The following is a 25522-nucleotide window of genomic DNA, read 5'->3' on the forward strand; positions in this document are numbered from 1 at the left end:
TCGTATAGACAGCCAATCCAACATCGACTTCAACTATAAATTATATATTTACAGGGAGGTATCGAGATGGAGCAGCGTAGCGTAAATAGATCGAGCCCGATCGGTTTGTTGATTCTCGTGTTATTAATTTCGGGGTGCACCACCACCAACCCCTATCATTCCAAAGAATGGAAAGAAGGCAACTGCAACAATCCGAATAGCAGCGATTGCAAGCAGAGTTATTATCAGGAGTATCCGAATTATGATCTGGCGTTCGCCGAATATACCGAGCGTGGCAATGCCTTCAATGATGAATGGATACACGAGGTTATATCAAAAATAGAGGAGCGCCGGGAGACGAACGGCGTAGTGACCATCGTTTTCATTCACGGCTGGAAACACAATGCCGACGAAAGTGATGAGAATCTCAGGGACTTCAAAAAAACCCTGGAAGTGTTATCAGCCTCCGCACAGCTGATAAACAGGCGCCTGGTCGGTGTCTACATAGGATGGCGGGGGCTCAGCATCGAAATGCCCCTGCTCAAGGAAGTGACGTTCTGGGATCGTAAGGCAGTGGCACAGGAGGTCGGCAAGGGTGGGGTAACTCAGCTACTCCTGGAGCTGGCTAAGATCGACCATAAAGATCCAACTAATGTATTGGCGATTGTGGGACACAGTTTCGGCGGTGCGATTGCGGTTAGCGCAGCAACAGAAATCATCTCGGAAATCATAATCAATGACAGACAGGGACAGGAACCTGGCGGAACGATTGGGGATGCGGTAATCGTGCTCAATCCGGCGATAGAAGCGAACCAGACATTGAACATGGTCGAGGCGGCGGTAAAAAATAAAATCACCGGCCCGAGCAATCCCCTCTTTTATTCAATCAGCACTGACGCGGATTGGGCAACCCACTACGTCTTTCCTGTCGGCCAGACCATCGGCCTGCTGTTTACCTGGCGTCAGATGGATCTGCAACGATCCTACTACCACGACCGTCTGACTCAGGAATCGTTGATACTGCGGGAAGAACATCTCGACGCCACAACCACCGGTAACTTTGCACCCTATTTGACTCACCGATTGAAAATGGATACCTCCAGCGAGATACCGGAACCGACTCTGCACAGCTGCGAAGAGCTACCGGACGCGTGTGTGCCAAAAGGATTGACAACGCTCGATGGGCACCCGGCTATCGGCCCTCTCCCTGAGAAATATCCACTCCAGTTTATTAAGACGGATAAAACGGTAATGGCAGGTCATAACGACATATTCAATCCAGAGATCCTGACCTTCATATACACCCTCATAGACGATGTGGTCCGCTATGCGATTAGTGACCACCCCGACTATGAGGACGATGGTATAGCGACCGGAAATATCCTTTCCAGACCTGACGATCTCAAAAACCGTTTCAGGCAGTTCTATCCGACAATAGAGTTGAAGATAAGCGAGGTACCATCAAACAGCGCTAAACCATGAGTATCTCGACAAGAGGAGCGAGACGGATTGTTGGCCGCGAATCCATGGCATTGAGCGCCGTCTACTCTTCTTGTATCTGTCCTTGTTCCTGTTCGGCTCTATACAGTGGCACCTCATCACAAGCAGATCCCAGATAGAGGAAGAATGCCGCTGTATCAGAGATCTCAGTTTCTGGGTATGTATCCAACCAGTCTGTAATCTCCTGCTGTCGCGGCATGACACGACTCTCTAATTCAGAAAGCTCCTCGAGTGAAGCGGCTTTCATGATATCCCCCCTATCCGCGTCACAGCCGATTCCGAACTTCCTGGCCAAGGGTATCAGGTCCCGCAGAGATTCAGGTACTTCAGCTTCGATCAAGACGGGCGGCTCGACAACCGTCGCCGGTACAAAAACTCCGATATCCTTACCAATCAACAATACAAGCAACAGTTCGACAATGAGCACGGGGAACAGAATTAGTAGCAGGAGACCAAATCCAAGCTGATACCAGACCCCTGCATCCCTGAGCCCATATACCTCAACCTTATAGTTGTCGATTTTTCCCGCTACGCATTCAAGCCTCTGTCTAAAATCCATAATCCTTAGATCCGAAAAACATCATGCCGATCAACCCTTCTTTTCACGACTTGGATACTGAGTCAGGTTGAGAGACAATGATAACTCATTCTAAGGTTACTGGTGTTAACTGATGATTTTCTCAAGGTCTGAATCCTCACCGCTTTATGTATCCCGCACTGACCCACTCGATATACTCTCCAGCTACTCAAAATATGGATTTGACCTTGACGGTGACACCTGGCCCTCCGTGGAACACTACTACCAGGGCATGAAATTTGAGCCGGGCGAGTTGCGCGATGCGATTCGGGAATCAGACCATCCGGCGAAGGCAAAAAAACTCGCTGAGCAAAACAAAAAACTCATACGCAATGATTGGCAAAAGATGAAGGAAGTGATCATGACCCGCGGCATCTATATAAAATGCCGCACCCACGCGGAAGCGGCCAATAGATTGATAGCCACCGACGAGCAGAAGATCATCGAGAACAGCCAATTCGACTACTTCTGGGGCTGTGGCCGTGACGGACGCGGCCACAACACCTTTGGCAAGGTACTGATGGCGGTCAGGGACAAACTCCGGCAAGAGCTGTCAGGTAGTGAAGGGCCATAGCTCTATTCCATGCCACAAAAAGCCGACGGACAGGAGCATGCATAGCAGTGTGACAACTGCATACAGCGGTTTCAATCCAACCGCCAGAATCTGTTTGATCCCTATATAGGCCCCGATGGCGGTGACAAAAAAAGCAAACTCACTCACCACGAGAAGCGTCAACAGGGGGATGGCCGTAGCCCCATCAACCCGGGTTTCACCCCCTTTCATCACAACCAGCAGTAAAATCAGGCCGATACCCAAGGCGACAAAGGGGAAGTTGTTTTTATTCATCGGTATCAATCAGGCTTCATGAAACTATGGTTACAGGCCCTAGGGCCTGTTAACACTAATCCAATACGTCCTGCTGGGGCTGTTTTTGTGTCCAGCAAGGCAGAATGAGCGTCGTGTAGCACGGCTACATGAGCGAATGATAACGCTGCTGGGCGCAAAAACAGCCCCAGCCCTTCGGGTTGCACCTGAAAAAGCGCCACTCAGCGTTGCTCGTCGTTCATTTGGAGTGACCAAACTTCTCTCCTCGCGCCTTGATTGGCGCTTTTTCAGGTTCAACAGGGCGCATTGGATTAGTGTTAACAGGCCCTAGTATACACATCCAAAGCCTGACCAGGGTGGCAAAAATCGTAGCACAAGCGATCTTCTCCGGTGCGGAAGAAAAGATGTAACCGATACCAACGACGGCCTCGGCGATAGGGTTAATGCCTGGTTTCTCTCACATCCGGACGGGTATGAGGAATTGTTTTTTCTTCTAGACTTCAAAGTAGGAGTGAAGTCGGGGTAAAGCATCTGCATCCTGAGAAAAATGACTGGCAACACCGGATGATCACATACCATTCGTGTGCGCCTAAAATACTTTTATGTTGTCACAGCTTATGTGAAGCACGGTTATAGGATACAAACCTATGGGTAATCGACTCCCTGAAGAGATGGATACCCGAAAAACCGAGATCACGGCGGATGATCTATTGGGTGTGATTCAAGGATTGATCGATGAGATGCCCACGAACAGCCACTACCGGCAAGGGTTGAATCTGGACTGCCGTCTGGAGTACGACCTGGGCCTGGACAGCCTTGCACGGACTGAGTTGGTGGCCCGTATCAACAAGCGATTCACAATCCTCATGCCGGACGAGGCACTACTCGCTGAAACACCCCGTGCGCTGTTGGCGCTACTGGCGCAGACAACCGGCATAGCGGAAGCTGAAGAAACCACCACTAGGCAGGTACTCCCTGGTGGCGTCGCCGCCCTTCCGTCTGCGGCCTCGACCCTGATGGAGGTATTGGCCTGGCATCTGGATCACCAGCCGCAACGGGCACATATACTGCACTATGGCAGCCATGAAGATCCCGATGAGCTGAGCTACCAGGATCTTTGGCTGGGCGCAGCCCGGGTGGCGACGAGCTTATGGGAGCGATCGGTAAGACCGGGCGACCGGGTGGCGCTGATGCTACCCACCGGCGAGAGCTATTTCTTCAGCTTCTTCGGCATCCTGTTGGCAGGGGCCGTACCGGTGCCCATCTACCCCCCCACCCGTCCCTCCCAGCTGGAGGAACATCTACGCCGCCACGGACGTATCCTGCAGAACGCAGGAGTACGCATACTGATCACCTTCCAGAAGGCGCACAGGGTCGCCCAGTTGCTCAGGACCCAAGTGCCCTCCCTGCAACATATCCTCGACTGGGCCGAGCTCGACAGCGGACCGAGCACACCCCCATCCGTCGCCAGGAATGGGGAGGATATCGCCTTTCTGCAATACACCTCGGGCAGTACCGGAGATCCCAAGGGTGTTGTGCTCAGCCACGCCGATCTGTTGGCCAATATCCGCGCCATGGGTGAAGCGGTTAAGGTCACCCCCGAGGATGTCTTCATAAGCTGGCTGCCTCTCTACCACGACATGGGCCTGATCGGTGCCTGGCTCGGCAGTCTCTACTACGGGATGCCGCTGGTGGTGATGTCCCCATTGCGCTTCCTGGCGCGTCCCTCCCGCTGGTTATGGGCCATCCACCGTCACCGGGGAACCCTCTCCGCCTCCCCCAACTTCGGCTACGAGCTTTGTCTCAGCAAAGTGCCCGAGGAGGAGATAGCCGGGCTCGATCTCAGCTCCTGGCGCTTCGCCTTCAACGGCGCCGAGCCTGTCACCGCCGCCACCCTGCAAGGATTTGCCCAGCGCTTTGCACCATACGGACTGAACGCAGGCGCCCTGGCCCCGGTGTATGGCCTGGCGGAGGTGGCCGTGGGCCTGGCCTTCCCACCACCAATGCGAGGACCCGTCATCGACCGGGTTAACAGAGAACGCTTCATGCTCAACGGCGAGGCCCTACCGGCGGCAGAGGGCGATCCTGATCCACTCAATATCGTAGCCTGCGGGCAACCCTTGCCCGATTACAGGGTTCAGGTAGTGGATAGCAGCGCCAATCCTCTGCCCGAGCGCAGAGAGGGGCGGTTGGAGTTCCAGGGACCCTCCGCCACCAGCGGTTATTTCGACAATCCGCAAGCCACGGCACGCTTGTACCGCGACGGCTGGCTGGATACGGGTGATCGGGCCTACATCGCCGATGGGGAGATCTATATCACGGGACGCATCAAGGAGATGATCATCCGTGGCGGACGCAATATCTACCCCTACGAACTGGAGCAGCAGCTAGGCGAGCTGCAGGGTATACGCAAGGGCTGCGTGGCAGTGTTTCCCAGCAACGACCCCACCACCGGCAGTGAACGCCTGATCGTTGTGGCAGAGAGTCGAGAGACGGACCAGGAACGCAAACTGGCACTCCTGCAGATAATCCGGGAACGGACCACCGATCTGTTGGGGATACCGCCGGATGATCTGCTATTGGTGCCCCCGCACACAGTGCTTAAAACCTCCAGCGGTAAACTGCGGCGGGGCACCGTGCGCACCCTCTATGAACAGGGACGCCTGGGACGCGGCCAGCGCCCACTGCCACTGCAGGTGTTGAGCCTGCTGCTATCGGGCGCGGCAAAACGGCTCCGCGGCATCCATCAGGGTGCGGCACGCTACCTCTTTGCAGCCTATGCCTGGATCACCTTCTATACCCTGGTCCCACTGGTATGGCTTTCCGTGGTGCTGTTACCGCGCCTCACCTGGCGCTGGCGTCTGATCCGTTGGGCGATTCGTATCCTGCGCGGCCTTACCGCCACGCCACTGGAGGTAGAGGGTCTTGAGCATCTGCCATCCACCGACCGACCCATCATCCTGGTGGCCAACCATGCCAGCTATCTCGATACCCTGGCGCTGATCGATGGCATACCCCGGGATTTTATCTATGTGGCCAAACAGGAGTTGGCGGAGAGGTTCCACTCAAGGCTGTTTCTGCAACGGCTCGACACCCTCTTCGTGGAGCGGTTCGATACGCGTCGCAGCATCGACGCAATCAAGGAGGTCACAGACAAAATCGGTGCCGGCCGCTCCCTGGCCTTCTACCCCGAAGGCACCTTCCGTACCGAACCCGGTCTGTTGCCGTTTCACATGGGCGCCTTTGTGGCAGCGGTGCAAAGCGGGGTACCTGTTGTACCGGTCACCATCAGGGGCACCCGCGCCATCCTGCAGTCCGATTCCAATTTTCCCCAGCATGGCGCAGTGCGGATCATTGTAGCGCCGCCACTGGTACCAAAAGGAAACGATTGGGCAGAGGCTGTGCGCCTGAAAATCGCCGCGAAAGCGATAATTGCAAGTCATTGCAATGAGAAAAATCTGCAGCCGGAGGATCAGGCCAACCCAAAATAACAGCTTCTCCAATTGTAACTATTCAGCCCAAGTACGAAGAATAACCAAAGTAAGCATTGGTTGCCCCACAGCTATCAGAAACTGTTGTCCGCAGGGACGCGGACATCAAGCGCCCAGGGATGGGTTTACAGCGAGTTTCTGATAGCTGTGGGGCGACCAACGCGGGATGATTCCACCCGGGGGGGAGTCGTTACCAGTCTCCTACTTAAACCCACACCCAGAGGCAATCCCCGACACTGTTCTATTGTTACGCTTTACATTGTGCTCACTAAGGTAGGTCATGATACTTTCAGCCGTGAACTTGGTGGCGGGAAAAATATCCATTCCAATACTTTTTATGCCTTTTGCCGTCCATTCATTACATGTGTTCAACAGATGGTAGTTGCCAGCTCCCTTGTAGAACTGACTATCCCCGTAAATACCTTTGCTAAGCTGTTCCACCTCACCCGATCTGTTTTTTCTGAAGCTGTTAGAAACGAAGTCTACCAATGATGTAAGCTCTTTATCACTCAAACACAGCAGTTCCATTTGGCTATTAGCGAAATAATCCCTCACATTTCCCGGCACTGCCACTGCATGAACCACTGTTTCAGTTGGCCATAATATTGCTCTTATTTTCAAGCCAGCGGTTATTTCCTTGGCCTGATAGAATTTCTTGTCACCCCAGCCGAACTCGATATTGGCACTACCTCCAAATCTATCTTCCAATGAGGGAACAGCCTCATAAACCTTGGTTGAGGGAATCACAAAGCCGGTATGCCATGCGTGACTGACCACATAGACTTCGTTTTCACCATGTCCGGTGTAAGAGTCCGGGTACTGGACGATTTTTGGGGTATCGGAACAAGCGGAAATAGATAGTAATAAAATGAGCGAGACATATGCCTTTATGCCCTGGGTTATCGTAACTCTCTGAGCCGTGGCGGCCACGGCCACCATCCATGTTGCGACGGATAGCTTCACAATCACTAGCCTATGGGTCCTGTCCAGGCCAAAAGCAGAGCGTGCACAGCAGCGACAATATTGGCATATGGAAAAATTGGGCTCATTTTAATCTGCCCCTATTTGAATCTACTTACTATCAAGTTCATGGTATGCAATCTGCATATTACGAATCTTAGACCAAAGCCATAACGAAAATGCACAGGGCATCCAGATAATCAGTGTAAAACACCAATGACCAAGTAGTGACGTGATATCAATTATTGCTCACATCCGAGTACTTTAGATTCCGCCAGCAAACGACTTTGGATTATGGTCACACTTTGATCTGAATTTTTCGGGATCAATTGCGGTTGACACTACGGTAGAGCTCAACCACCTCACCCAATTGGGATGGCCCCAGATCCGCCGCCATGGCGGAGAAGCCGATGACCGGGACACCTGTCCAAACACCATACTCGGCACCGATACGCGATTCATGGAACCTGACCTTGACCGCCTTATAAAGCTCCGTGGTATTGGTGATGGTGAGGTTGGTGATGAAGTTGTTGTTGACGGTGTAGTACGGCAGCAGCGCGATTTGACCGCTGCCGTCTGTATTGAGGTGGACGGCTTTGACGCTGGTTGAAAGGATGGTTAGCACTAAGACGGCGAGCAGCCAGGATTGTCTTGACACTGTTGTGTCTCCTTTAGCTTTGCGTATAGAGCAAAGCAATTTCCCTTGGCTGATTATCCGATGAGAGATAACCAAACGTTCAACCGAGCTTCCAGTCTACCACTACTCCTGGGTCACCGCTTCCCGCTTGACCTCCGGCAAGCCGAACGAAAGCAGAGCCGCCACCAGTACGAACCCGGCCGACCACCAGAGACAACCGGTAAGGCCGTCGAGCTGATAGATCAGCCCTGAGAGCACTGTACCCAGCAAGCGCCCGCCGGCATTGGCCATGTAGTAGAAGCCCACATTCATGGCCACCTTATCATGATCGGAGTAGGCCAGGATGAGGTAGGAGTGGACTGCGGAGTTAACGGCGAAGACCACACCGAACAGGATCAGGCCGATCACCAGCACAGTGTCGGCGGGCCATCCCATGTGCAATCCCAACGCGATGGCAATCGGAAACAGGGCCAGCAGGAATGCCCAAAATCTTGCCGTACCTCCGCCCGGACCCTGCCCGTGATGGCTGCGCCGGACCAGCCTGGGAACACTGGCCTGAACCAGGCCGTAGCCGATGATCCAGAGCGCCAGGTACCCCCCCACCTGGGTGAATGACCAGCCGAGCACTTGGTAGAGAAACACCGGCAGACCTACCACGAACCAGACATCCCGGGAACCGAAGAGAAAGAAGCGGGCCGCTGCCAGCCAGTTGATGGCCGGGATGTTGGAAAAGACCTGGGTGAATTTGGGTTTCGACTTCATCTTACCCAGGCCGGTGGGCAGGAGTATGGCGGTAACAATCAGGACCAGCAGCAACATCACCGCCAGAACGGCCAAGGCACCACGGAAACCGATCAGTTCCAACAACGCCGCACCGATGAAGTAACCACCGCCCTTGAGGGCATTCTTGGAGCCGGTCAACACCGCCACCCACTTGAACAGGGTGGTCTCGCTGCCGTCTTTGACCATGGTCTTGACGGATGCCTTTGCCGACATCTTGTTCAGGTCCTTGGCGATCCCCGACAGGGCCTGGGCAAACATCACATAGGCCACGGAGAGCCAGGGATCGGGGACGGTGAGTAATGCCAGTGCCACAACCTGCAGCCCCATACCGATATGCATGGTCAGGTTGAGGCCGATACGCGCACCCAGCCAGCCGCCCACCAGATTGGTGACGATGCCGAAGAACTCATAGAAGAGAAACAGCATCGCCACTTCGAAGGGCGAATAACCCAGCAGGTGGAAATAGAGCACCACCAGCATGCGGATGGCGCCGTCGGTGATGGTGAAGGCCCAGTAGCCCCCGGTAACCACCAGGTAGTTGCGCAGACCCTGATCCATTACAGGTGTTCCACCACCTTGCGGGTCAGATCGACCAGGCGATTGACATAGCCCCACTCGTTGTCATACCAGGCGTAGATTTTGACCAAAGAGCCATCCACCACCATGGTGGACGGGGCGTCGATCACGGAGGAGCGGGCTTCGTTGACATAGTCGACGGAGACCAGGGGACGCTCCTCGTAGCCCAGGATACTCTTCAGCTCACCTTCCGCCGCCGCCTTGAAGTAGCCGTTGATCTCCTCCGCCGTCACCTCCCTGGCGGCCTGAAAAACAAAGTCGGTCAAGGAACCGTTGAGCAACGGCACCCGCACCGCATGGCCGTTGAGCTTGCCCTCCAGCTCGGGGAAGATCTTGGTGATCGCCTTCGCCGAGCCGGTGGTTGTGGGGATCAGGGACTGGCCGCAGGCGCGGGCCCGGCGCAGGTCCTTGTGTCCCTTGTCGACGATGATCTGGGTATTGGTGATGTCATGGATGGTGGTCATGCAGCCTTGCAGGATGCCGACCTGTTCGTGCATCACCTTCACCACAGGCGCCAGGCAGTTGGTGGTGCAGGATGCTGCTGTGATCAGGTGGTGCCTGTCCGGCTCATAGCGGTCGTCGTTGATGCCGTAGACGATGTTCAATGCTCCCTCGGTTGGAGCGGCAACGATGACCTTCTTCACCCCTTGATCGAAATAGGCCTGCAGGGAGTCCGGTTTCTTATGGTGTTTGCCGGTGGCCTCGATGACGATATCGCAGTCGGACCAGTCTGTGGCGGCAATATCCTGATTCGCGTTGTAGGCCAAGCGACTATCCCCGACAACGATCTCACTGCCATGGGCAGCGCAATTCACATCCCAGGTGCCATGCACCGAGTCGAACTGCAGCAGATGGGCCGCGCAGCTGGCATCGCCGGCAATCTCGTTGATACGGCAGAATTCCAATGATCCTGCATCCCATCCGGCTCGCAACGCGAGACGCCCCATGCGGCCAAAGCCGTTTATGCCAATCTTCGCTTTCAAAAGGAAACCCTCGGTAAGAAATTATGTTCAGGTTTTTGTTTATCAATATATGCCGCAGCATACAGGTACCGCAATCGGAAGCCCATCGACACAATGGCCGGACTGCTGCTGCATTGGCTAAGTACCATATCTTTATGACAGAAATATGAAATTCAGATCAGGGAGGAAGAACAGAGAAGAGATAATCCGCAAATGGACGCAAATCACCGCGAATCTACGTAATATATATAATTCCTTTGAAAAATTCGTTGGCGGCAGTACATGATAAAAGACATTAACTTATTGAAATAAAATAACAAAATACGATTCATTAGTGAATGTCTTATTGATTGTCAGTTATGAATAACTGAAGCTACTAAGTAACAAACAGGCTGATATCTTATGACTACGTCATTTTTTTGATCATGTCATTTTTAGAACCACGTCATTTTTAGAACCACGCCATTTTTAGAACCACATCATTTTTAGAACCGCGTCATTCCGGCGCATGCCGGAATCCAGGGATTAGGCAAGGGAGGTGGAATGGAACCCTATACACGAGTGTTACATCTAACCTGCAAATGAGGATTTGGGAACATAAGAATAATCTAGTTGAAGGCTTTACCAGTAAATATATCGTGCATACTTTAGTCTGGTATGAGATGCATGAGACGATTGAAGAACTTAATCCTCGCTGGCGTGATTTGTATCCAGACCTGGTCTATTAAGATATTTTCTTTTTTGAAAAACAGACGCTCGACAATCGTGTGGTGCATCTGGATTCCGGCATGCGCCGGAATGACGAGGTCAGTCGGTGCGACGAGGTCAGTCGGTGCGACGAGGTCAGTCAAGTCTACCCACATATTCTCTGGGCAATCTAAAAGATTAGCTACATGACTTCATTCCAACTTGGACTGTCACTATTAATAAGCGGATTTTTTAATCGTCCAGCTAATATTTGCGCGTATTCGCGTTGTTTCACGTCTATTTACAGTTAAGTAAGCAAAAAAGGCGGCCCGAAGGCCACCTCGATAAGGGAGTTTCTTAATCCATTAAGAATTCACATCCCTGTCAATTGCTCTTATCTATCTCTTTTACGGCCATCGTTCTCGCGGTCGTCGTCCTCGGCGTAGTTCTCCTTACGGTCTTCACGGCTGATGGCCCAGGTGCCGTCGCCGTCGTCGTTAGCCGAATGCTGGATGTTGACATACAGGATGTTGCGGTCCGCCGGGCTGAAATAGATACCGGTACCCTCTGCGCCAGGGTCGGAAAGGGAAGCGAACAGGGAGACATAGCGGGATGCACCGAACTCGTTGCTCACCTGACTGGCGAACCAGATATCGGACGGCTTGTTGTCCTCGATCATCACCAGGTCACCATTCGGCGCTTCAGCAAGGTTGTCCACACTGTCGAAACCTGTCTGATGACCCGCTTCACCCGGCTTACCGATCTCCTTCGGCACATTCACACCCGGCTTGACGAAGTCGGTTACCATCATGCTGTTGAGGTTGATGGCGATGACACGACCTTCGTAGAGCTCCGAAGTGAAAACAAGCGCACCGCTCTCATCGGTCTTGGTATCTCTCGGGCCTTCGGTGATGGCCACATAGAGGGTATTTCCGATCACTTCCAGATCCTCAGGACGCTGGTAGCTCTGGCCACCGGCGGCGCTACCGGACTCACGAGCGGTCATAGGATCGATGGGACCGACCCACTCGCCCTGGCCAACACCATCTGCACCATTCACCTTCAACGCATACAGAGATCCAGCCGAAAGATCACCGGCAGCATCGGGTACGAACTTATAGACGCCACCGCCACAAGGGACTACACCGCTGCAGCCCGAGGTACGGCCGCGATGCTCATCCACCACATAGACATTACCATCACTGTCGAGATCTATACCTTCATGGGCAAGACGACCCACAGCCGGTCTGTCGACAACCTCTTTGGCGGTCATCAGATCGTCTTCCAGGTAGATCTCAAGCAGGCGACCGCCAGTGATCTCTTCTGCGAACAGGAGAGTGCCCCAAGGTGTCCAGCGGATACCGTCCAGGGCGTCGTAGCCGGGATCCTGGGCCAACAGACGGGTTTCACCGGTCTGCAGATCAACCACACTCACAGAGCCGCCTTCCGGCTGGTTGGCAGGGCTGCGCAGTTCGTGGGTCCGGTACATGAAACGGCCCTTCATGGGTCCGGTCTCATTGACCGTATTCATGTCATGCCAGTCATCACGTCCGTTATCGTAGATATTCAGATTGGTCTCGTCAGAAACAACCCACTGCTTAAAGCCCTTTGGCACTTTCCAGGGAGCGGTTGCGTCCCAGTCAGCAGCATTGGCGGACTCTTCAAGGGGTTTGAAATTATAGCTTTTAATACCACCCGCAATTGCCGAACCGGTAAGCATCACGGTTGCCGCAAGCGCGATAGTCAATAGTTTGCGTTGAAACATTTACGATCATCCTCATCTAGTATTTGAGGGAAGCTTTGAACTGGCCTTAGACGGACATTTTGCAGCCAACAGCTTCCGGTGTTTATGCGGCGCTTATTCAGTCCATTTCGTTGCGCCCCACTCTTCCTGAGTCGGCGCCATTCTGATGAGGCTATGTTTCAGTCACACAACTGCTACGATTACATTTTTGTGATGCAATGATAATAATATGTTTACGATAAGAAGACCTTGAATAAATATACAACAAAACAGATAGTTGGAGAATTCTCCGGCGCCTTTGCCGACCTCGGCACCTTCCTGCCCATCGTAATTGCGGTGCTCACTCTGCAACTGATCGATCCATCCGGATTGTTTATCGGCTTCGGGCTGTTCGCCCTTGCGGTAGCGGCGATCTATCGCCGCCCGATCCCGGTACAGCCGATGAAAGCGGTGGCTGCGGTTGTCATCGCAGAAAATCTCAGTGCCGGCACCATTGCCGCCAGCGGCCTGCTGTTGGGTATTACGGTTCTCTTGCTTACCGTCACCGGCGTTGCCTCCTATTTGGGCAAAAAATTACCTCAGGCTGTACTCAGCGGGATACAACTAGGTATCGGCCTGATCCTCGCATGGGCCGGTGCAAAACTGATGCTGCAGGATCCCCTTACCGGCCTGGCGGCGATGGTGCTTTTACTCCTGCTGCTGCCAACGCGTTTCAAATCCTTCAGTGCCATCCTGGTCATTCTCGGCACATCCGTATGGAGTGCCGTTGGCCAACCCGTGCAAATTCCAGAGATAGCAATTGGATTCTATCTGCCCCAGTGGGTCAGCTTCGACTGGTCGGATGGCTGGAAATCGGCTGAAACGATTCTGCTGCCACAGCTCGCCCTGACCCTGACCAATGCAATGATCGTAACCGCCGCCATCGCAAGGCACCTGTTCGTCGATCAGGACAGATCGATCACGCCGAATCAACTTGGCATGAGCACCGGCGTGCTCAATCTGCTACTGGCCCCACTCGGCGCCTTTCCCATGTGCCATGGCGCAGGCGGCCTGGTGGTGCAGCACCGCTTCGGTGCCCGCACTGGATTGGCACCTGCCATTTTCGGTATCACCTGTCTGTCGATCGGACTCCTGTTGGGACCGAATGCGTTACAACTCCTGCTACTTATACCCCTCGCGGCGGTTGGCGCACTATTGGTCTTTGCCGGTATCGATCTGGCTATGAGCAAAGAGCTGATGCATGGATCACGGGAGAATTTGCCAGTCATTATCATCACCGGCCTTGTCTGCCTGCTGTTCAATGTTGCGCTGGGATTATTGGTGGGCATTGCGATTGAATATCTGCGCAAGCGGGGACCGATTCAACATCATTGATGGTGGGGCAGGGCCCCACCCTACCTATTACATTCATTTCACCATGATGGTGATCTTGTCAGAGACGATGGGCGGATCGAAGGGGATATGATCCTTATCACCCAGCACCAGCTGCAGAGTGTGGGTGCCCTTTTCCAGATCGAGCGTCACCTCTGTCTGGCCACCACCGAAATGGCGATGATTATCATCTGAAGGCAAGGGTTTATCCATTGCCGGCATCTCGTTTACATCGATGAGCAGATGGTGATGTCCGGTCTTTTCACGCTCGACCCCGGCGGGCGCGACACCCATCCCCCGTAAACCGAAACGGACAGTAACAGGACCACTTCCCTGTTCACCATTCATGGGTGAAATGATATACAGTTTGACGCCGTCAGGCGCAGGGGTGCCGGCATTGATCTGTGGCGCATAAAAGCCAAGCAGCAGCATGGCGAAAATCAGTCTTCTTATAAAAGAGGGCATAAGGACCTCCAGGATGTTGTTAGATTTGGGATTTTGAGTGTAGGGCATCCGGAGCATCAAGCAGCACAATACCCGGGCAGTCCCATATTGTGTAAGACACATTAATTACAGCACATATTGAATATCTATAACCCTTTAAAAAAGGGCATTTCGCATGCACAGACGATCTCTATCCAACTGACTCCCTATTGCTGAATTTCAAGGATACCGATCTTGGGAAAGGTCAGCTTATGACTGATTCAGTACCAATTCCTCATCGACAGCGACCGACAACTGTGCCGCATTCGCCGTCGCCAACCAGACAGCCTATATCGAGCTAACCGATGTTGAGGTCAACAACAGCTGCCCCACCAAACATTGCCTCATATAGTAAACAGATTTGAGAGATTATGGCCTGCCTGGCAGAACAATACAGCGCCTGTAATTTTTCCTCTCAAGCAATTGTGCGTTTCTTGCGCAAAAGAGCTGGTGCGGCAAGCCGCACCCTACAGACTTTTTAAATTAATGCATTTTATTAGCGTTCATTTGCGTTCATTTGCGGACTTTTTAATTTTTCTTAGGCTTGGCAACCAGATGCTCGGCCACCAGTTCGGTCAGGCTGATCACCTGGGTATCCATTTCGTTATGCTCTATCCCCTCTTCCAGGATGATACGGCAATTGGCGCATGCCGTGACCATGGTATTGACTCCTGTCTCCTGTAACTGCTGTTTCTTACGCTCGAAGACTCGCAGGCGCAACGGCTCGGCGCGCTCGTTGGCACTCACGCCACCACCGCCGCCACAGCACCAGTTCATCACCCCATGGTCCTTCATCTCGACAAAGTTTTCCGCCACACTGTTGAGCAATTCCCGTGGCTGGTTGACGACACCACCGCGACGCACGATCTGACAGGGATCATGCAGGGTCATGGGGGTTGTATCCTTACCCTCCAACTGCAGGCGTCCCTCCGCCTTTAACTGTTCCAGCAACTCCAGGATATGCACCACCTCGAAGGAGTATGGACGACCGATCAGGTTCGGTCCTTCCCAACGAATAGCGGTATAGGCGTGGCCACATTCGGGACTGATGACAGTCTTGACACCCAACTCTTCCGCGGCGATCACAACCCGATTCACAAGTTCCGCTGCTGCCTCCTTGTTGCCGATCTGGATGCCGCTGTTGGTGGCCTCGAAGGCATTGCTGTTGATTGTCCAGGAGACTCCCGCTGCATCGAAGATACGCGCGATACTCTCGATAAATTCCGGAAAATTGACCACCTCCATGGAGGAGAAGAGAACCATGTAGTCGGCGCCCTTTTTGTCCACCGGTATTTTCAACCCGCTATCCTTCTCCACATGGGCCAGGGCAGCCTGGAGTGTCCTGAAGGTAACTCCCATGGGACTGCCGATCTTCAGCGCCCGCTTGGTCGCCTCTTTCATGCCGTCCGGCGCATAGCCCGCGACGGAGAAGCCTTCCCGCTGTTTACGAATCATGTAGGTGATGTCGTTACCCACCGGGCAGATCATGGAACAGCGACCACACATGGTGCAGCTGTCGTAGACCAGGGTCTCCCAATCGGCGAAATCTTTTTCGGTTACAGGCTCACTCAGACCGAACACTGAACCCAACTTACCCCAGAAGGTATGCTCGCGCCGCCAAAGCTTCTTCATCGGCTCGAGTTTGTAGATCGGCGTATAGCGGGGATCATGTGTCTCCGTATAGAAGAGACAGGCCTCGGCGCAAAGCCCGCAGTGGACACAACTGGAGAAGTAGGATGAGATGCGGGAATCGATCTGTTGACGTAACGCCTCTACACCCTGCTCAAACTGTTCACTCATGCCGCCCCCTATGCGTTGATACCTTTGCGTCCCATGGTTGCGCCGGTATAGCCGCGACTCATAACGAAGGTAAAGGTATGCATCAGCTTGCTGAATGGAAAATAGATCAGCAGCAACTCGGCCAGTAGCAGATGGATCAGGCGCAGCGCCTCGAAGGATTGCGCCAATGCCAGGCAGCCTGTCAGCATCACCAGAAATACCAGGACACTCCCCACATGATCATCCAGGTCCGAGAGCAGTCTCGTCACCGGACTGAGCAGACGATGGATCCATAACAGCAGCAGGCCCAGAAACGCCAGTTCGGCGGAGAGGATAAAGGCCCAATGGGGCATGGCCGGCCAACTGAATCCGGTGATCCTCTCGGCGTAGAAATCGATATGGGGTTGGGCGAAGAAGAGCAGCGCAAACAGCCCAAGGTGGAACAGATAGCCGGCGATCTGCAGCAGTCTGCCACGGGTGGCGGCAGTGCGCTCATACAGGGAACGGCTGACGATAGTCCGCATGGCGCCGGATGCTGCACTGCCTTTTGGCGTCGCAAGGTCCGTCCTATTGCCCGCCATGAGAATCATCAAGATACGCCATACAACACCGATCACAAACACGCCCAGGGAAAAGATCCACAAGGGCCCGTCGATGAACTGGGCGATCATTTGCCTGCCTCCCCAAGCTCTCGACCGAGGGATCTGTTGGTATCGGTGTCGCTGAACCGGTTCACTTCTTCGTTGGCTATCGCCTCTCCCCGCTTTTCCATCTGTGTCGCCCACAGATCGTGATGCTCCTTGGCCCAATTCAGGTCGCAGTATCCTGACTTCATACCTTCGATGGCGCCCTGCATACCGATGCTGCCGATATAGATATGACCAAGTATCACACCGATCATGAGAATCGCACCGATGGCGTGACCCACATGGGCCAGCTCCATCCACTCCCGACTCTGACCGAATATGGGAAATACCAATACCAGACCGGACACCACAATCACTGAACCCACGATTATCAGCATCCAGAACATGCTCTTCTCGCCCATATTGAAAAAGTTGGACGGAACATGTTTTTTACCGATGATGCCACCCCCCCGCAACAGCCAACTCATATCCCCCTTCTGATAGATGTTGCGGCGAACGAATTTTATAAACACCAGGATCAGGGCAATCATAAACAGGGGCCCCATCAGATTGTGCCCCTCTTTGCTGGCCGATGCGATAACCGAGAAGATCTCCTTGCCGAAGAGGGGAATCAACACTGGTCGACCGAACAAAATGATCAGACCGGTAATGGCGAGAAACAGGAAAATCGATGCCATAAACCAGTGGATCAAGCGTTCATAACTGGTATAGCGGGGCAGCTTCCTGTCCGACTCTCCACCGACAATCTTCACTTTGCCGCGGATCAGGTAGAAAAGGATTAAACCTATACCTATGCCCAGCAACAGGTATCCACCTATGGGTATCAACTGCTGCATACGGAATTTTCGCCACTTGTCCCCATTGGCATTGATCAGCACACCCGTGTCCACACCCCTTACCTGGGTGGTACCGGATGCGGGCATATCCCGCTGGCGCACATCCCGCCACAACTCCGCAGCGGGATTGAGTACCGCTACTGAAGGCAGGCCTCTCGACTCCTTGGACTCGGCAAAGCTATGCAGTGGCAGGACAATCAACCACAACAGCAACAACCATGCTGCGGTGTTACTGCCCTGACCAGCTGCAGATAGGTTGCAGAACCTGTTCATAGCGAACCAACTCTCCCTATTGCGCTGCTTCACTCTTTGGCGCTGCTCTTGCCGGCACCACTGGAGGGTGCGCGGAAAGAGGCATCGCGATAGGAGACACCCCGCGCCATCACACTCGCACTGCGATTGATGACGCGTTTGCGATAGATGTCTGAAATCGTATCCGAGTCTCCGGCCAACAGAGCCTTGGTGGAGCACATCTCCGCACATAACGGCAGCTTGCCTTCGGCGAGACGGTTTGAGCCATACTTTCTGTGCTCGTCGGAGCTGTTGTCGGCCTCCGGTCCACCGGCGCAGAAGGTGCATTTGTCCATCTTGCCCCGGGTGGCGAACGCCCCATCCTCGGGAAACTGAGGTGCGCCGAAGGGACAGGCGTAGAAGCAGTAGCCGCAGCCGATGCAGATATCCTTGTCGTGGAGAACGACCCCGTCCTGGGTGGTATAGAAGCAGTCCACCGGACAGACCGTGGCGCAGGGAGCATCCGAGCAGTGCATACAGGCCACCGACAACGAGCGTTCACCTTCGTCACCATCGTTGATGGTCACCACCCGGCGGCGGTTGACGCCCCATGGAACCTCGTTCTCGTTCTTACAGGCGGTAACGCAGGCATTGCACTCGATACAACGCTCAGGATCGCAATAGAATTTCATTCGTGCCATGTTGATATCCTCTGTTTAAAACTCGTTTACGCTTTACTGATGCGACAGAGACTGCATTTGGTCTCCTGCATCTGCGTCACCGAGTCATAGCCATAGGTCATGGCCGTGTTACAGGCTTCGCCCAGAACATAGGGATCCGCACCCTCGGGATACTTACTGCGCAGATCCTTACCCAGGAAGTGGCCGCCGAAATGGAACGGCATGAAGGCCACACCGGCAGCAACCCGCCGGGTCACCATCGCCTTGACTTTGATGCGGGCGCCCTCGGCGCCCTCCACCCAGACATCCTCCCCGTCACTGACACCGGCATTGTTGGCATCCCGCGGATGCATCTCGATAAACATATCCTGCTGCAGCTCCGCCAACCAGGGATTGGAGCGGGACTCATCACCGCCACCCTCATACTCCACCAGACGCCCCGAGGTGAGGATGATGGGAAAATCCTTGGAGTAGTCCTTGGCCTGAATCGAAGCGTAACGGGTCGGCAGGCGATAGAAGGACTTGCGATCCTCATAGGTGGGATACTTCTCCACCAGATCACGCCGGTTGGTGTACAGGGGTTCCCGATGTACCGGCACCGGATCGGGGAAGGTCCAGACCATGGCCCGGGCCTTGGCGTTACCAAAGGGCGCGCAGCCATGCTTGATGGCGACTCGCTGGATACCGCCGGAACGGTCGGTCTTCCAGTTCTTGCCCTCCGCCAGTTGCTTCTCTTCCGGGGTCAGGTCATCCCACCAGCCCAGTTTCTTCAACAGGTCGGCGGTGAATTCCGGATGACCGTTCTTGATCTCGTTGCCCACCGGGTAGGATCCCTCGGCCAGGAGGTTTTCACCATTGCGCTCGACACCGAATCGGGCGCGGAAGTTGAGACCGCCCTTGGCCACGGGCTTGCTGGTATCGTAGAGATTGGGTGTCCCCGGATGAGCCATCTCCGCGGTGCCCCAACAGGGCCAGGGCAGACCGTAGTACTCACCGTCGCAGGCACCGCCCTCCGCCAACAGGCTGGTGTAGTCGAAGGTACCCCAGTTCTGCTGCTGTTTCTTCATCCGCTCGGGGCTCTGGCCGGTATAACCGATGGTCCACATACCGTTGTTGAACTCGCGGGTGATATCCTCGATCAGGGGTTCGTCGTTCTCCACCTTGATATTCTTGAACAGCTCATCGGCGAAACCGAGCTTGTTCGCCAGGCGATACATGATGGTGTGATCCGGCAGGGACTCGAATATGGGCTCGATGACCTTGTCCCGCCACTGCAGTGAGCGGTTGGATGCGGTGACCGATCCATAGGTCTCGAACTGAGTGGCGGCGGGCAACAGATAGACCCCGTCGGTCCGGTCGTGCATCACCGCGGAGACCGTGGGATAGGGATCGATGATCACCATCATATCCAGCTTCTCCATGGCCTTCTTCATCTCCGGGCCGCGGGTCTGGCTGTTGGGCGCATGCCCCCATAAGACCATCACCCGAACGTTATCCTTCTGGGCAATGTTTCCCTTCTCTTCCAATACACCATCTATCCAGCGGGAGACAGGGATACCCTTGGTATTCATGGGCGACACATCCTTGCCCTTGGATTGTTCATAACTGCCCGGATCGAAGCGGCCGGCCACCCAGTCGTAATCCACACCCCAGACCTTGGACCAATGCCCCCAGGCACCCTTCGACAGACCGTAGTAGCCCGGCAGGGTATGGGATAGCACGCCGAAGTCGGTGGCCCCCTGTACATTGTCGTGGCCGCGGAAGATATTGGTGCCGCCGCCGGAGGTACCCATGTTGCCCAGGGCCAGCTGGAAGACGCAGTAGGCGCGGGTGTTGTTGTTGCCGATCGTATGCTGGGTACCGCCCATGCACCAGATGAAGGTGCCGGGGCGGTTGTCCGCCATGGTCTTGGCGGCGGCATAGACCTGGTTCTCGGGGACACCGGAGACACGCTCCACCTCTTCGGGTGTCCACTTGGCGATCTCCTTCTTCACCTCCTCCAGACCGTAGACCCGTTGCCGGATGAACTCCTTGTCCTCCCAGCCGTTCTTGAATATGTGCCAGAGCATGCCCCAGATGACGGGCACGTCGGTACCTGGGCGCAGCCTCAGGAACTGATTGGCATGGGCGGCGGTGCGGGTGAAACGCGGATCGATAACGATCAATTGGGCATTGTTCTGTTCCTTCGCCTTGAACACATGCTGCAGGGAGACCGGATGGGCCTCCGCCGGATTACCACCGATGATCAGAATCGACTTGGAGTTATGGATGTCGTTGTAGGAGTTGGTCATGGCGCCGTAGCCCCAGGTATTGGCAACCCCGGCAACGGTGGTGGAGTGACAGATGCGGGCCTGGTGGTCCACATTGTTGGTGCCCCAGAAGGCCGCGAACTTGCGGAACAGGTAGGCCTGTTCGTTATTGTGCTTGGCCGATCCCAGCCAGTAGACCGAATCGGGGCTCGACTGCTCGCGCACCTCGAGCATCTTGTCGCCGATCTCGTTGATCGCCTGCTCCCAGGAGATGCGTTTCCATTTGCCGTCCACCAGCTTGGTGGGATACTTCAGGCGTCGCTCACCATGTCCGTGCTCCCGCACCGAGGCGCCCTTGGCGCAGTGGGCACCCAGGTTGAAGGGATGATCGAAGGCCGGCTCCTGGCCGGTCCAGACACCGTTCTCGACCTCGGCGATGATGCCGCAACCCACCGAACAGTGGGTGCAGATGGTCTTGATCTGTTCCGCCTGGCCCTTTTCGGTTGTCGCCGCCTCGGCTTTTTTCATCATGCCCGGGGTAAATCCGCTGGCCAATGCGGCGCCACCTGCCACCAGGCTGGAGTTGCGTAGAAAGTCGCGACGGCTCATGCTCTGACCGGCGGACGCTCTCTCGGGTGAAACCGAATCACTACTGCTGTGGTTCACCAGATCGGAGGTTTTATGCAGTTTCATTCAGATATCCTCTAAAAACTCAGCTCAGGGTGGACTTGTAGTAGGCCGCAATGTGAGGTGTCAGACGGTAGCCCTTCTTCGCCTTTGGCGTTTCGCTATCGGTTTCATCCACGGAAGCTGTCGTCAGACCGGGCAGGCTGGCTGCGACGGCGACACCAACACCGGCACTCGCAGTGCTACGCAGAAACGCCCTGCGTTTCGGATCTGGTTTCTGCTTATGCTGTTTTTTCATGAAATCATCCTCCGGTCGGATTCACAGTTCAGTCATGGCATCATCGATAAAATAGGTTACACAGGCATACTCAGATAACGTTTCTCCATCGCTGCGAATGCGGCGCCGAAACGCCCCACCGCACGATAGAAGACAGCGGTTTTCGCCTCACTCAAATCAGCGAAAAAACGCTCCAGCCAACCAGCCATGTGTGATTCGTAGAAGTGTGATTGCTGCTGGAAACTGACCCCCTCAGTGATCAACATCGCCATCACTTCGCACAGCGCGGCAACATGATCCTCCGGTTCGGTAACACCCTCCTGGCGCTGGAATCCCAACATGGCCAGGTCGTCCCGCAGCTTTCCCAGGGGCTTCTCCATCAGGAAGCCGGTGAGATACCAGGAGCCATAGGGCACCAGCTCGCCGCGACCCATGCCGATGAACAGATCGTGAAACTCCACATCCACCGCTTGCGGTTTAGAGTCCGAAGCGGAGAGTCCCAACATCGACATCGCCAATGCCAACTCATCCTTGGTTGGCTCTATGCCTGCGAAACCGGCGACCTGGTCGAGCATCGATTGATCCGGGGCCTGTCGCAACAGTTGCGCCAGCATGCCGTAGGCACCGATCCGATAGTGCTGTTCCTGGTCCAGGTCGACGCCTTGAGCCGCCTCAGCCGTTGCATCAGGCTGCTGGCTCTTTGGATACTCATTGTCGGGTTGAACAGCTTGGTTCAAATCGGTCATCACACTCTCCTCAGCTGAATAGTGTTTGCAAGCAATGGACCAGCTCTGGTGGGAAATAAATGACAAATTGGACTGATATCGACCAAGTCTCCGCCCTCCCCACCTGTCAAACGGTGCCGGCCTGTATCTGACAAGGGGTCAAAATGCGGCGCTACTGTCGAAACCGGCCATCCAGGTCACCCCCCATGGCTTCCGAGTCCTGCACGATATCCACCACCCGGCAGGCGTCACACAGGGTCAGGCGCTTGAGTGCCCTTTCACTCTGGAACATATAGTGATCCTTGAGCTTGCTGCGCATCTTGTCGATCACGGAACGGGTTGCGAAGGGTTTACCGCAGGATGTACAGCGAAAGGGTTCCTCTTCCCGCAGGGTGCGCGTCTGGGTGCGACTCTCTGACTCGAACAACAGGCGCGGGGTAATCCAGATGGCATCCTCGGGACAGGTGCGGGTACAGAGTCCGCACTGCAGACAGTTGGCCTCGATGAATTGCAGCTGTGGCAGACCCTCGCTGCCGCTCTGCAGCGCCTTGCCGGGACAGGCCCCGACACAGGACATACACAGGGTACAGGCCTTCTCTTCCACGTAGACCGTACCGAAGGGGGCACCCGTAGGGAGGTTGGCCATGGGTTTTGACCGCTCTGCCTGGGCATACAGATGATCGAGAGCGAGATAGATCGATTGACGTTTGCTGCCGATCCCCGAGTAGGCCGCTGCCTCGATCTCGGGCATCCCATCCCCCGCCTCCTCCACGAGTTCCGTATGCTCTATGAGTCGAATCGATGCCTGGGGATAACCCATGGCAGTGAGGATTTCACCACTGATGCTCAACTGTTCCTGCAGAGCACCCATCACGGATGGCGGTATCCCACCGCCGTCCGCCAACAATACCTGCCTGGCGCCATAGGCCAGGGAAGTCAGCCAGACATCCATGCCGATGCTGGCCAGCTCCTCCACCATCACCGGTAAATAATGGGCGGGGATATCATCCGGCAACACTTGATCCGATGCAGCGTGAAACACCACCACCGGGGAGCTGCCCCCCTGCTCCCGATAGATGGACAGTAGCTTGCGCAGTCGCTGCAGGTTGTCTTTGACCGAGGGATAGACATAGCGAATCGCGCCGCTGGGGCAGACACTGGCGCATGCCCCCCCTCCCTGGCAGAGGTAGCTGTTCACTTCGATGGTTTCCGCCAGGCCGGTGATCGCATCTGCGGGGCAGGCATCGATACAGCGGGTGCAGGCGGTGTTACCCGAACGACCATGGGCACAGATCGCCGGATCGTAGTCGAAATAGCGGGGCTTCTCGAAATTACCGGTCATCTGAGCCACTTCTTCGAGCACCGCTGCGAGCTGATCCTCCTCGATACTGGAGTGGTAGTAACCGGGCGGGTTCATACCCCGGCTCATCAACGGCTGCCGGGAGAGATCGAGAATCAGATCCACCGCCAGGGTCTCCCCATTGGCGCGGCCCGCTTCGCCCAGGTGTATCTTGAAGTCACCCAGATAACCCTCTAACCGCAGGGTGCGGCCACCCACCGGCACCACCGGGGCTCCCGGCTCCTCCGCACCTTCGGTCAGGACCACGATCGGACTCAGTCTGTCATTGAGCCGCGGCGCAATCTCCAGCGCCGTTTGATCACCGATTACCGCCACCCGACCCCGGGACTGATAGTTCACCAGACTGGTCGGCTCCACAGGGATTCCCTGCATGGCATGCAGTGCCTGGTCCCGGGCCCGGCGGTTGGCCATCGTATCAGGGGATATCTTCGATTCACTCATGTTTCAACCTCATCACTTGGATCCTCTTGCTGCCCGGTCAGGGGAGGTGCCGGCTCATCACCGGCCTCATCGTCCGCAGCTACCGCCCGGCTGGGCATAGGGTCGTCGCCATCCCTATCCAATGCCTGGGCCTGGGCCAGCTCATCCTCTTCGGCCTGTTTTTTCAGTGCTTCCTGCTCAAGCCTGTGGCGCAGATCCGCGGTCATCACATTGCCCAACTTCTCAAAACTGGTGAAATCCTCCGCGTAGTCATCCAGACCGTCGCAGACATTGAAGGCGGCACTGTGGAAAAGCTTGTCCAAGGCCAGTTGGCGCAGCTGCTCGGATACCTTGGGGGAGAGAAAACCGCTGTAGTCGGAGTCTTCATTCAGACTCTCCAGTGGCGGCATATCCGCGTCGCTGGGCTGCTGTTCCTCGTCGACCGGTTCTTCCTGTTCCACCACAGGTTGCTGGGCGGCCTGTTTTTTCTCGGACCAGCGACGGTAGAAACCCTCATCGCTCTGAACGGTTGTCTCCGGCGAATCCTCAGGCTTCATGATCATCCGGTCCCGGAGTCGACGATTTCCAGTCGGTGCGCTTGCGCTTGGTGCGCTTCTGCGGCACGTAGTGATTCAGCACGAAGGCCTCTGTCCACCGATAGAGCTCGGCCGGCAGGGGCACGGTATAGACCGCGTCATCCCCTTCCAGGTAGGCATGGGCCTCGTCGTAACTGAGACTGACCAGGAAGGGCTCCGGCTTGCCCTGGTCATCCAGATTCGCCACCACATAACAGTGGGGCTGAATCGAGAGCAGATTGTAGTAGTAGCTTTCACACTCATCTTCATGCAGGCGCAGGGTGAAACCGGAATAGAGATAGCGATTCACCGAACCCTCCTGGTGAATCAGGCTCGGTGCGGCCCTGTCGCCCCGCTCCTCGACCAGGTCGCTGATGATGCCAACCGCCTCCCAGTTGTTCTCAAGCCATTGAGAATCGCTGGGTGATTGCTGCATGATCACAGAAACATTGAATTTCGAAGGGTTATCAGCCTTCGCCTGGTCGTTATTGGTCGCTGTCATGGTTCAATACCCTGAGCTTATCCAATTGTGCTACCGCA

Annotated in this window: 22 protein-coding genes; 4 read left to right on the forward strand and 18 right to left on the reverse strand. The window is 55.1% G+C overall.

Features of this window, described 5'->3' with window-relative positions; translation table 11 throughout:
• Positions 1 to 66 precede the first annotated feature (66 nt).
• Positions 67 to 1461, forward strand: a complete 1395-nt coding sequence (locus R2K28_RS14605; RefSeq protein ID WP_316365486.1) for a hypothetical protein — start codon at positions 67 to 69, stop codon at positions 1459 to 1461.
• 61 nt (positions 1462 to 1522) lie between these two features.
• Here R2K28_RS14605 and R2K28_RS14610 read toward each other — a convergent pair whose 3' ends face one another.
• Positions 1523 to 2038, reverse strand: a complete 516-nt coding sequence (locus R2K28_RS14610; protein ID WP_316365487.1) for a hypothetical protein — start codon at positions 2036 to 2038, stop codon at positions 1523 to 1525.
• A 112-nt stretch (positions 2039 to 2150) separates the two neighbouring features.
• Here R2K28_RS14610 and R2K28_RS14615 point away from each other — a divergent pair, with 112 nt between their 5' ends.
• Positions 2151 to 2630, forward strand: coding sequence for an NADAR family protein (locus R2K28_RS14615; RefSeq protein ID WP_116445834.1), 480 nt, complete (start codon positions 2151 to 2153; stop codon positions 2628 to 2630).
• Here the strand turns inward: R2K28_RS14615 and R2K28_RS14620 are convergent.
• Positions 2610 to 2903 (reverse strand): hypothetical protein, encoded by a 294-nt coding sequence (locus R2K28_RS14620; RefSeq protein WP_316365488.1) that lies wholly within the window; start codon positions 2901 to 2903, stop codon positions 2610 to 2612. The genes R2K28_RS14615 and R2K28_RS14620 overlap by 21 nt on opposite strands.
• 626 nt (positions 2904 to 3529) lie before the next feature.
• On the opposite strand from R2K28_RS14620, the gene R2K28_RS14625 reads away from it, so the two are divergent.
• A complete protein-coding gene (locus tag R2K28_RS14625; RefSeq protein WP_316365490.1) occupies positions 3530 to 6373 on the forward strand; it encodes an AMP-binding protein in 2844 nt (947 codons plus the stop codon).
• A 201-nt stretch (positions 6374 to 6574) separates the two neighbouring features.
• On the opposite strand, the gene R2K28_RS14630 is transcribed toward R2K28_RS14625, so the two are convergent.
• The 5 genes from R2K28_RS14630 to R2K28_RS14650 all read right to left on the reverse strand — a co-directional run bounded on the left by R2K28_RS14630 (position 6575) and on the right by R2K28_RS14650 (position 12743).
• Complete coding sequence (locus tag R2K28_RS14630; protein WP_316365492.1) at positions 6575 to 7336, reverse strand: TIGR02117 family protein; 762 nt, start codon at positions 7334 to 7336, stop codon at positions 6575 to 6577.
• Positions 7337 to 7658: 322 nt separating this feature from the next.
• Positions 7659 to 7991, reverse strand: a complete 333-nt coding sequence (locus R2K28_RS14635; protein ID WP_316365493.1) for a hypothetical protein — start codon at positions 7989 to 7991, stop codon at positions 7659 to 7661.
• A gap of 102 nt (positions 7992 to 8093) precedes the next feature.
• Entirely contained in the window at positions 8094 to 9311 is a 1218-nt protein-coding gene (gene arsJ / locus R2K28_RS14640; RefSeq protein ID WP_316365494.1) for an organoarsenical effux MFS transporter ArsJ, read from the reverse strand.
• A complete protein-coding gene (locus R2K28_RS14645; RefSeq protein ID WP_316365495.1) occupies positions 9311 to 10312 on the reverse strand; it encodes an ArsJ-associated glyceraldehyde-3-phosphate dehydrogenase in 1002 nt (333 codons plus the stop codon). The genes arsJ and R2K28_RS14645 overlap by 1 nt, the downstream gene beginning before the upstream one ends.
• A 1060-nt stretch (positions 10313 to 11372) precedes the next feature.
• Positions 11373 to 12743, reverse strand: a complete 1371-nt coding sequence (locus tag R2K28_RS14650) for an alkaline phosphatase PhoX (RefSeq protein WP_316365496.1) — start codon at positions 12741 to 12743, stop codon at positions 11373 to 11375.
• Positions 12744 to 12971: 228 nt separating this feature from the next.
• On the opposite strand from R2K28_RS14650, the gene R2K28_RS14655 reads away from it, so the two are divergent.
• On the forward strand, positions 12972 to 14096 hold the full coding sequence (locus R2K28_RS14655) for a putative sulfate/molybdate transporter (RefSeq protein ID WP_316365497.1): 1125 nt from the start codon (positions 12972 to 12974) through the stop codon (positions 14094 to 14096).
• Between the two features lie 33 nt (positions 14097 to 14129).
• Here the strand turns inward: R2K28_RS14655 and R2K28_RS14660 are convergent, their stop codons facing one another.
• The 11 genes from R2K28_RS14660 to R2K28_RS14710 form a co-directional block, all read right to left on the reverse strand.
• A complete protein-coding gene (locus R2K28_RS14660; protein ID WP_316365499.1) occupies positions 14130 to 14558 on the reverse strand; it encodes a DUF4399 domain-containing protein in 429 nt (142 codons plus the stop codon).
• A 546-nt stretch (positions 14559 to 15104) separates the two neighbouring features.
• Positions 15105 to 16376 (reverse strand): (Fe-S)-binding protein, encoded by a 1272-nt coding sequence (locus R2K28_RS14665; RefSeq protein ID WP_316365500.1) that lies wholly within the window; start codon positions 16374 to 16376, stop codon positions 15105 to 15107.
• 8 nt (positions 16377 to 16384) lie between these two features.
• On the reverse strand, positions 16385 to 17026 hold the full coding sequence (locus R2K28_RS14670) for a hypothetical protein (protein ID WP_316365502.1): 642 nt from the start codon (positions 17024 to 17026) through the stop codon (positions 16385 to 16387).
• Positions 17023 to 18111: a formate dehydrogenase subunit gamma gene (locus R2K28_RS14675; RefSeq protein WP_316365503.1), complete on the reverse strand. Its 1089-nt coding sequence runs from the start codon at positions 18109 to 18111 to the stop codon at positions 17023 to 17025. The genes R2K28_RS14670 and R2K28_RS14675 overlap by 4 nt, the downstream gene beginning before the upstream one ends.
• A 29-nt stretch (positions 18112 to 18140) precedes the next feature.
• Positions 18141 to 18770 carry a formate dehydrogenase FDH3 subunit beta gene (gene fdh3B / locus R2K28_RS14680; RefSeq protein WP_116447075.1) on the reverse strand — a complete coding sequence of 210 codons (630 nt, stop codon included), beginning with the start codon at positions 18768 to 18770 and terminating at the stop codon, positions 18141 to 18143.
• A gap of 26 nt (positions 18771 to 18796) precedes the next feature.
• Positions 18797 to 21607, reverse strand: coding sequence for a formate dehydrogenase subunit alpha (locus R2K28_RS14685; RefSeq protein ID WP_316369750.1), 2811 nt, complete (start codon positions 21605 to 21607; stop codon positions 18797 to 18799).
• A 103-nt stretch (positions 21608 to 21710) separates the two neighbouring features.
• On the reverse strand, positions 21711 to 21923 hold the full coding sequence (locus tag R2K28_RS14690) for a formate dehydrogenase (protein WP_116447073.1): 213 nt from the start codon (positions 21921 to 21923) through the stop codon (positions 21711 to 21713).
• A gap of 56 nt (positions 21924 to 21979) precedes the next feature.
• A complete protein-coding gene (locus tag R2K28_RS14695) occupies positions 21980 to 22648 on the reverse strand; it encodes a TorD/DmsD family molecular chaperone (RefSeq protein WP_316365506.1) in 669 nt (222 codons plus the stop codon).
• Positions 22649 to 22799: 151 nt separating this feature from the next.
• Complete coding sequence (locus R2K28_RS14700; RefSeq protein WP_316365508.1) at positions 22800 to 24428, reverse strand: 4Fe-4S binding protein; 1629 nt, start codon at positions 24426 to 24428, stop codon at positions 22800 to 22802.
• Entirely contained in the window at positions 24425 to 24964 is a 540-nt protein-coding gene (locus tag R2K28_RS14705) for a DUF3306 domain-containing protein (protein WP_316365509.1), read from the reverse strand. The genes R2K28_RS14700 and R2K28_RS14705 overlap by 4 nt, the downstream gene beginning before the upstream one ends.
• Positions 24954 to 25484, reverse strand: coding sequence for a DUF3305 domain-containing protein (locus tag R2K28_RS14710; RefSeq protein WP_316365512.1), 531 nt, complete (start codon positions 25482 to 25484; stop codon positions 24954 to 24956). Before R2K28_RS14710 ends, R2K28_RS14705 begins: the two co-directional genes overlap by 11 nt.
• Positions 25485 to 25522 lie beyond the last annotated feature (38 nt).

The sequence above is a fragment of the Candidatus Thiodiazotropha sp. CDECU1 genome, from assembly GCF_963455295.1.
In the GTDB taxonomy this organism is placed as follows: Bacteria; Pseudomonadota; Gammaproteobacteria; order Chromatiales; family Chromatiaceae; genus Thiodiazotropha.

What these genes read in the sequence shown, in the direction of transcription:
- R2K28_RS14605 (WP_316365486.1), top strand. Translation starts at nt 67, where the DNA reads ATGGAGCAGCGTAGCGTAAATAGATCGAGCCCGATCGGTTTGTTGATT.
- R2K28_RS14610 (WP_316365487.1), bottom strand. Translation starts at nt 2,038, where the DNA reads ATGGATTTTAGACAGAGGCTTGAATGCGTAGCGGGAAAAATCGACAAC.
- R2K28_RS14615 (WP_116445834.1), top strand. Translation starts at nt 2,151, where the DNA reads ATGATTTTCTCAAGGTCTGAATCCTCACCGCTTTATGTATCCCGCACT.
- R2K28_RS14620 (WP_316365488.1), bottom strand. Translation starts at nt 2,903, where the DNA reads ATGAATAAAAACAACTTCCCCTTTGTCGCCTTGGGTATCGGCCTGATT.
- R2K28_RS14625 (WP_316365490.1), top strand. Translation starts at nt 3,530, where the DNA reads ATGGGTAATCGACTCCCTGAAGAGATGGATACCCGAAAAACCGAGATC.
- arsJ (WP_316365494.1), bottom strand. Translation starts at nt 9,311, where the DNA reads ATGGATCAGGGTCTGCGCAACTACCTGGTGGTTACCGGGGGCTACTGG.
- R2K28_RS14650 (WP_316365496.1), bottom strand. Translation starts at nt 12,743, where the DNA reads ATGTTTCAACGCAAACTATTGACTATCGCGCTTGCGGCAACCGTGATG.
- R2K28_RS14660 (WP_316365499.1), bottom strand. Translation starts at nt 14,558, where the DNA reads ATGCCCTCTTTTATAAGAAGACTGATTTTCGCCATGCTGCTGCTTGGC.
- R2K28_RS14665 (WP_316365500.1), bottom strand. Translation starts at nt 16,376, where the DNA reads ATGAGTGAACAGTTTGAGCAGGGTGTAGAGGCGTTACGTCAACAGATC.
- R2K28_RS14670 (WP_316365502.1), bottom strand. Translation starts at nt 17,026, where the DNA reads ATGATCGCCCAGTTCATCGACGGGCCCTTGTGGATCTTTTCCCTGGGC.
- R2K28_RS14675 (WP_316365503.1), bottom strand. Translation starts at nt 18,111, where the DNA reads ATGAACAGGTTCTGCAACCTATCTGCAGCTGGTCAGGGCAGTAACACC.
- fdh3B (WP_116447075.1), bottom strand. Translation starts at nt 18,770, where the DNA reads ATGGCACGAATGAAATTCTATTGCGATCCTGAGCGTTGTATCGAGTGC.
- R2K28_RS14685 (WP_316369750.1), bottom strand. Translation starts at nt 21,607, where the DNA reads ATGAGCCGTCGCGACTTTCTACGCAACTCCAGCCTGGTGGCAGGTGGC.
- R2K28_RS14690 (WP_116447073.1), bottom strand. Translation starts at nt 21,923, where the DNA reads ATGAAAAAACAGCATAAGCAGAAACCAGATCCGAAACGCAGGGCGTTT.
- R2K28_RS14695 (WP_316365506.1), bottom strand. Translation starts at nt 22,648, where the DNA reads ATGACCGATTTGAACCAAGCTGTTCAACCCGACAATGAGTATCCAAAG.
- R2K28_RS14700 (WP_316365508.1), bottom strand. Translation starts at nt 24,428, where the DNA reads ATGAGTGAATCGAAGATATCCCCTGATACGATGGCCAACCGCCGGGCC.
- R2K28_RS14705 (WP_316365509.1), bottom strand. Translation starts at nt 24,964, where the DNA reads ATGAAGCCTGAGGATTCGCCGGAGACAACCGTTCAGAGCGATGAGGGT.
- R2K28_RS14710 (WP_316365512.1), bottom strand. Translation starts at nt 25,484, where the DNA reads ATGACAGCGACCAATAACGACCAGGCGAAGGCTGATAACCCTTCGAAA.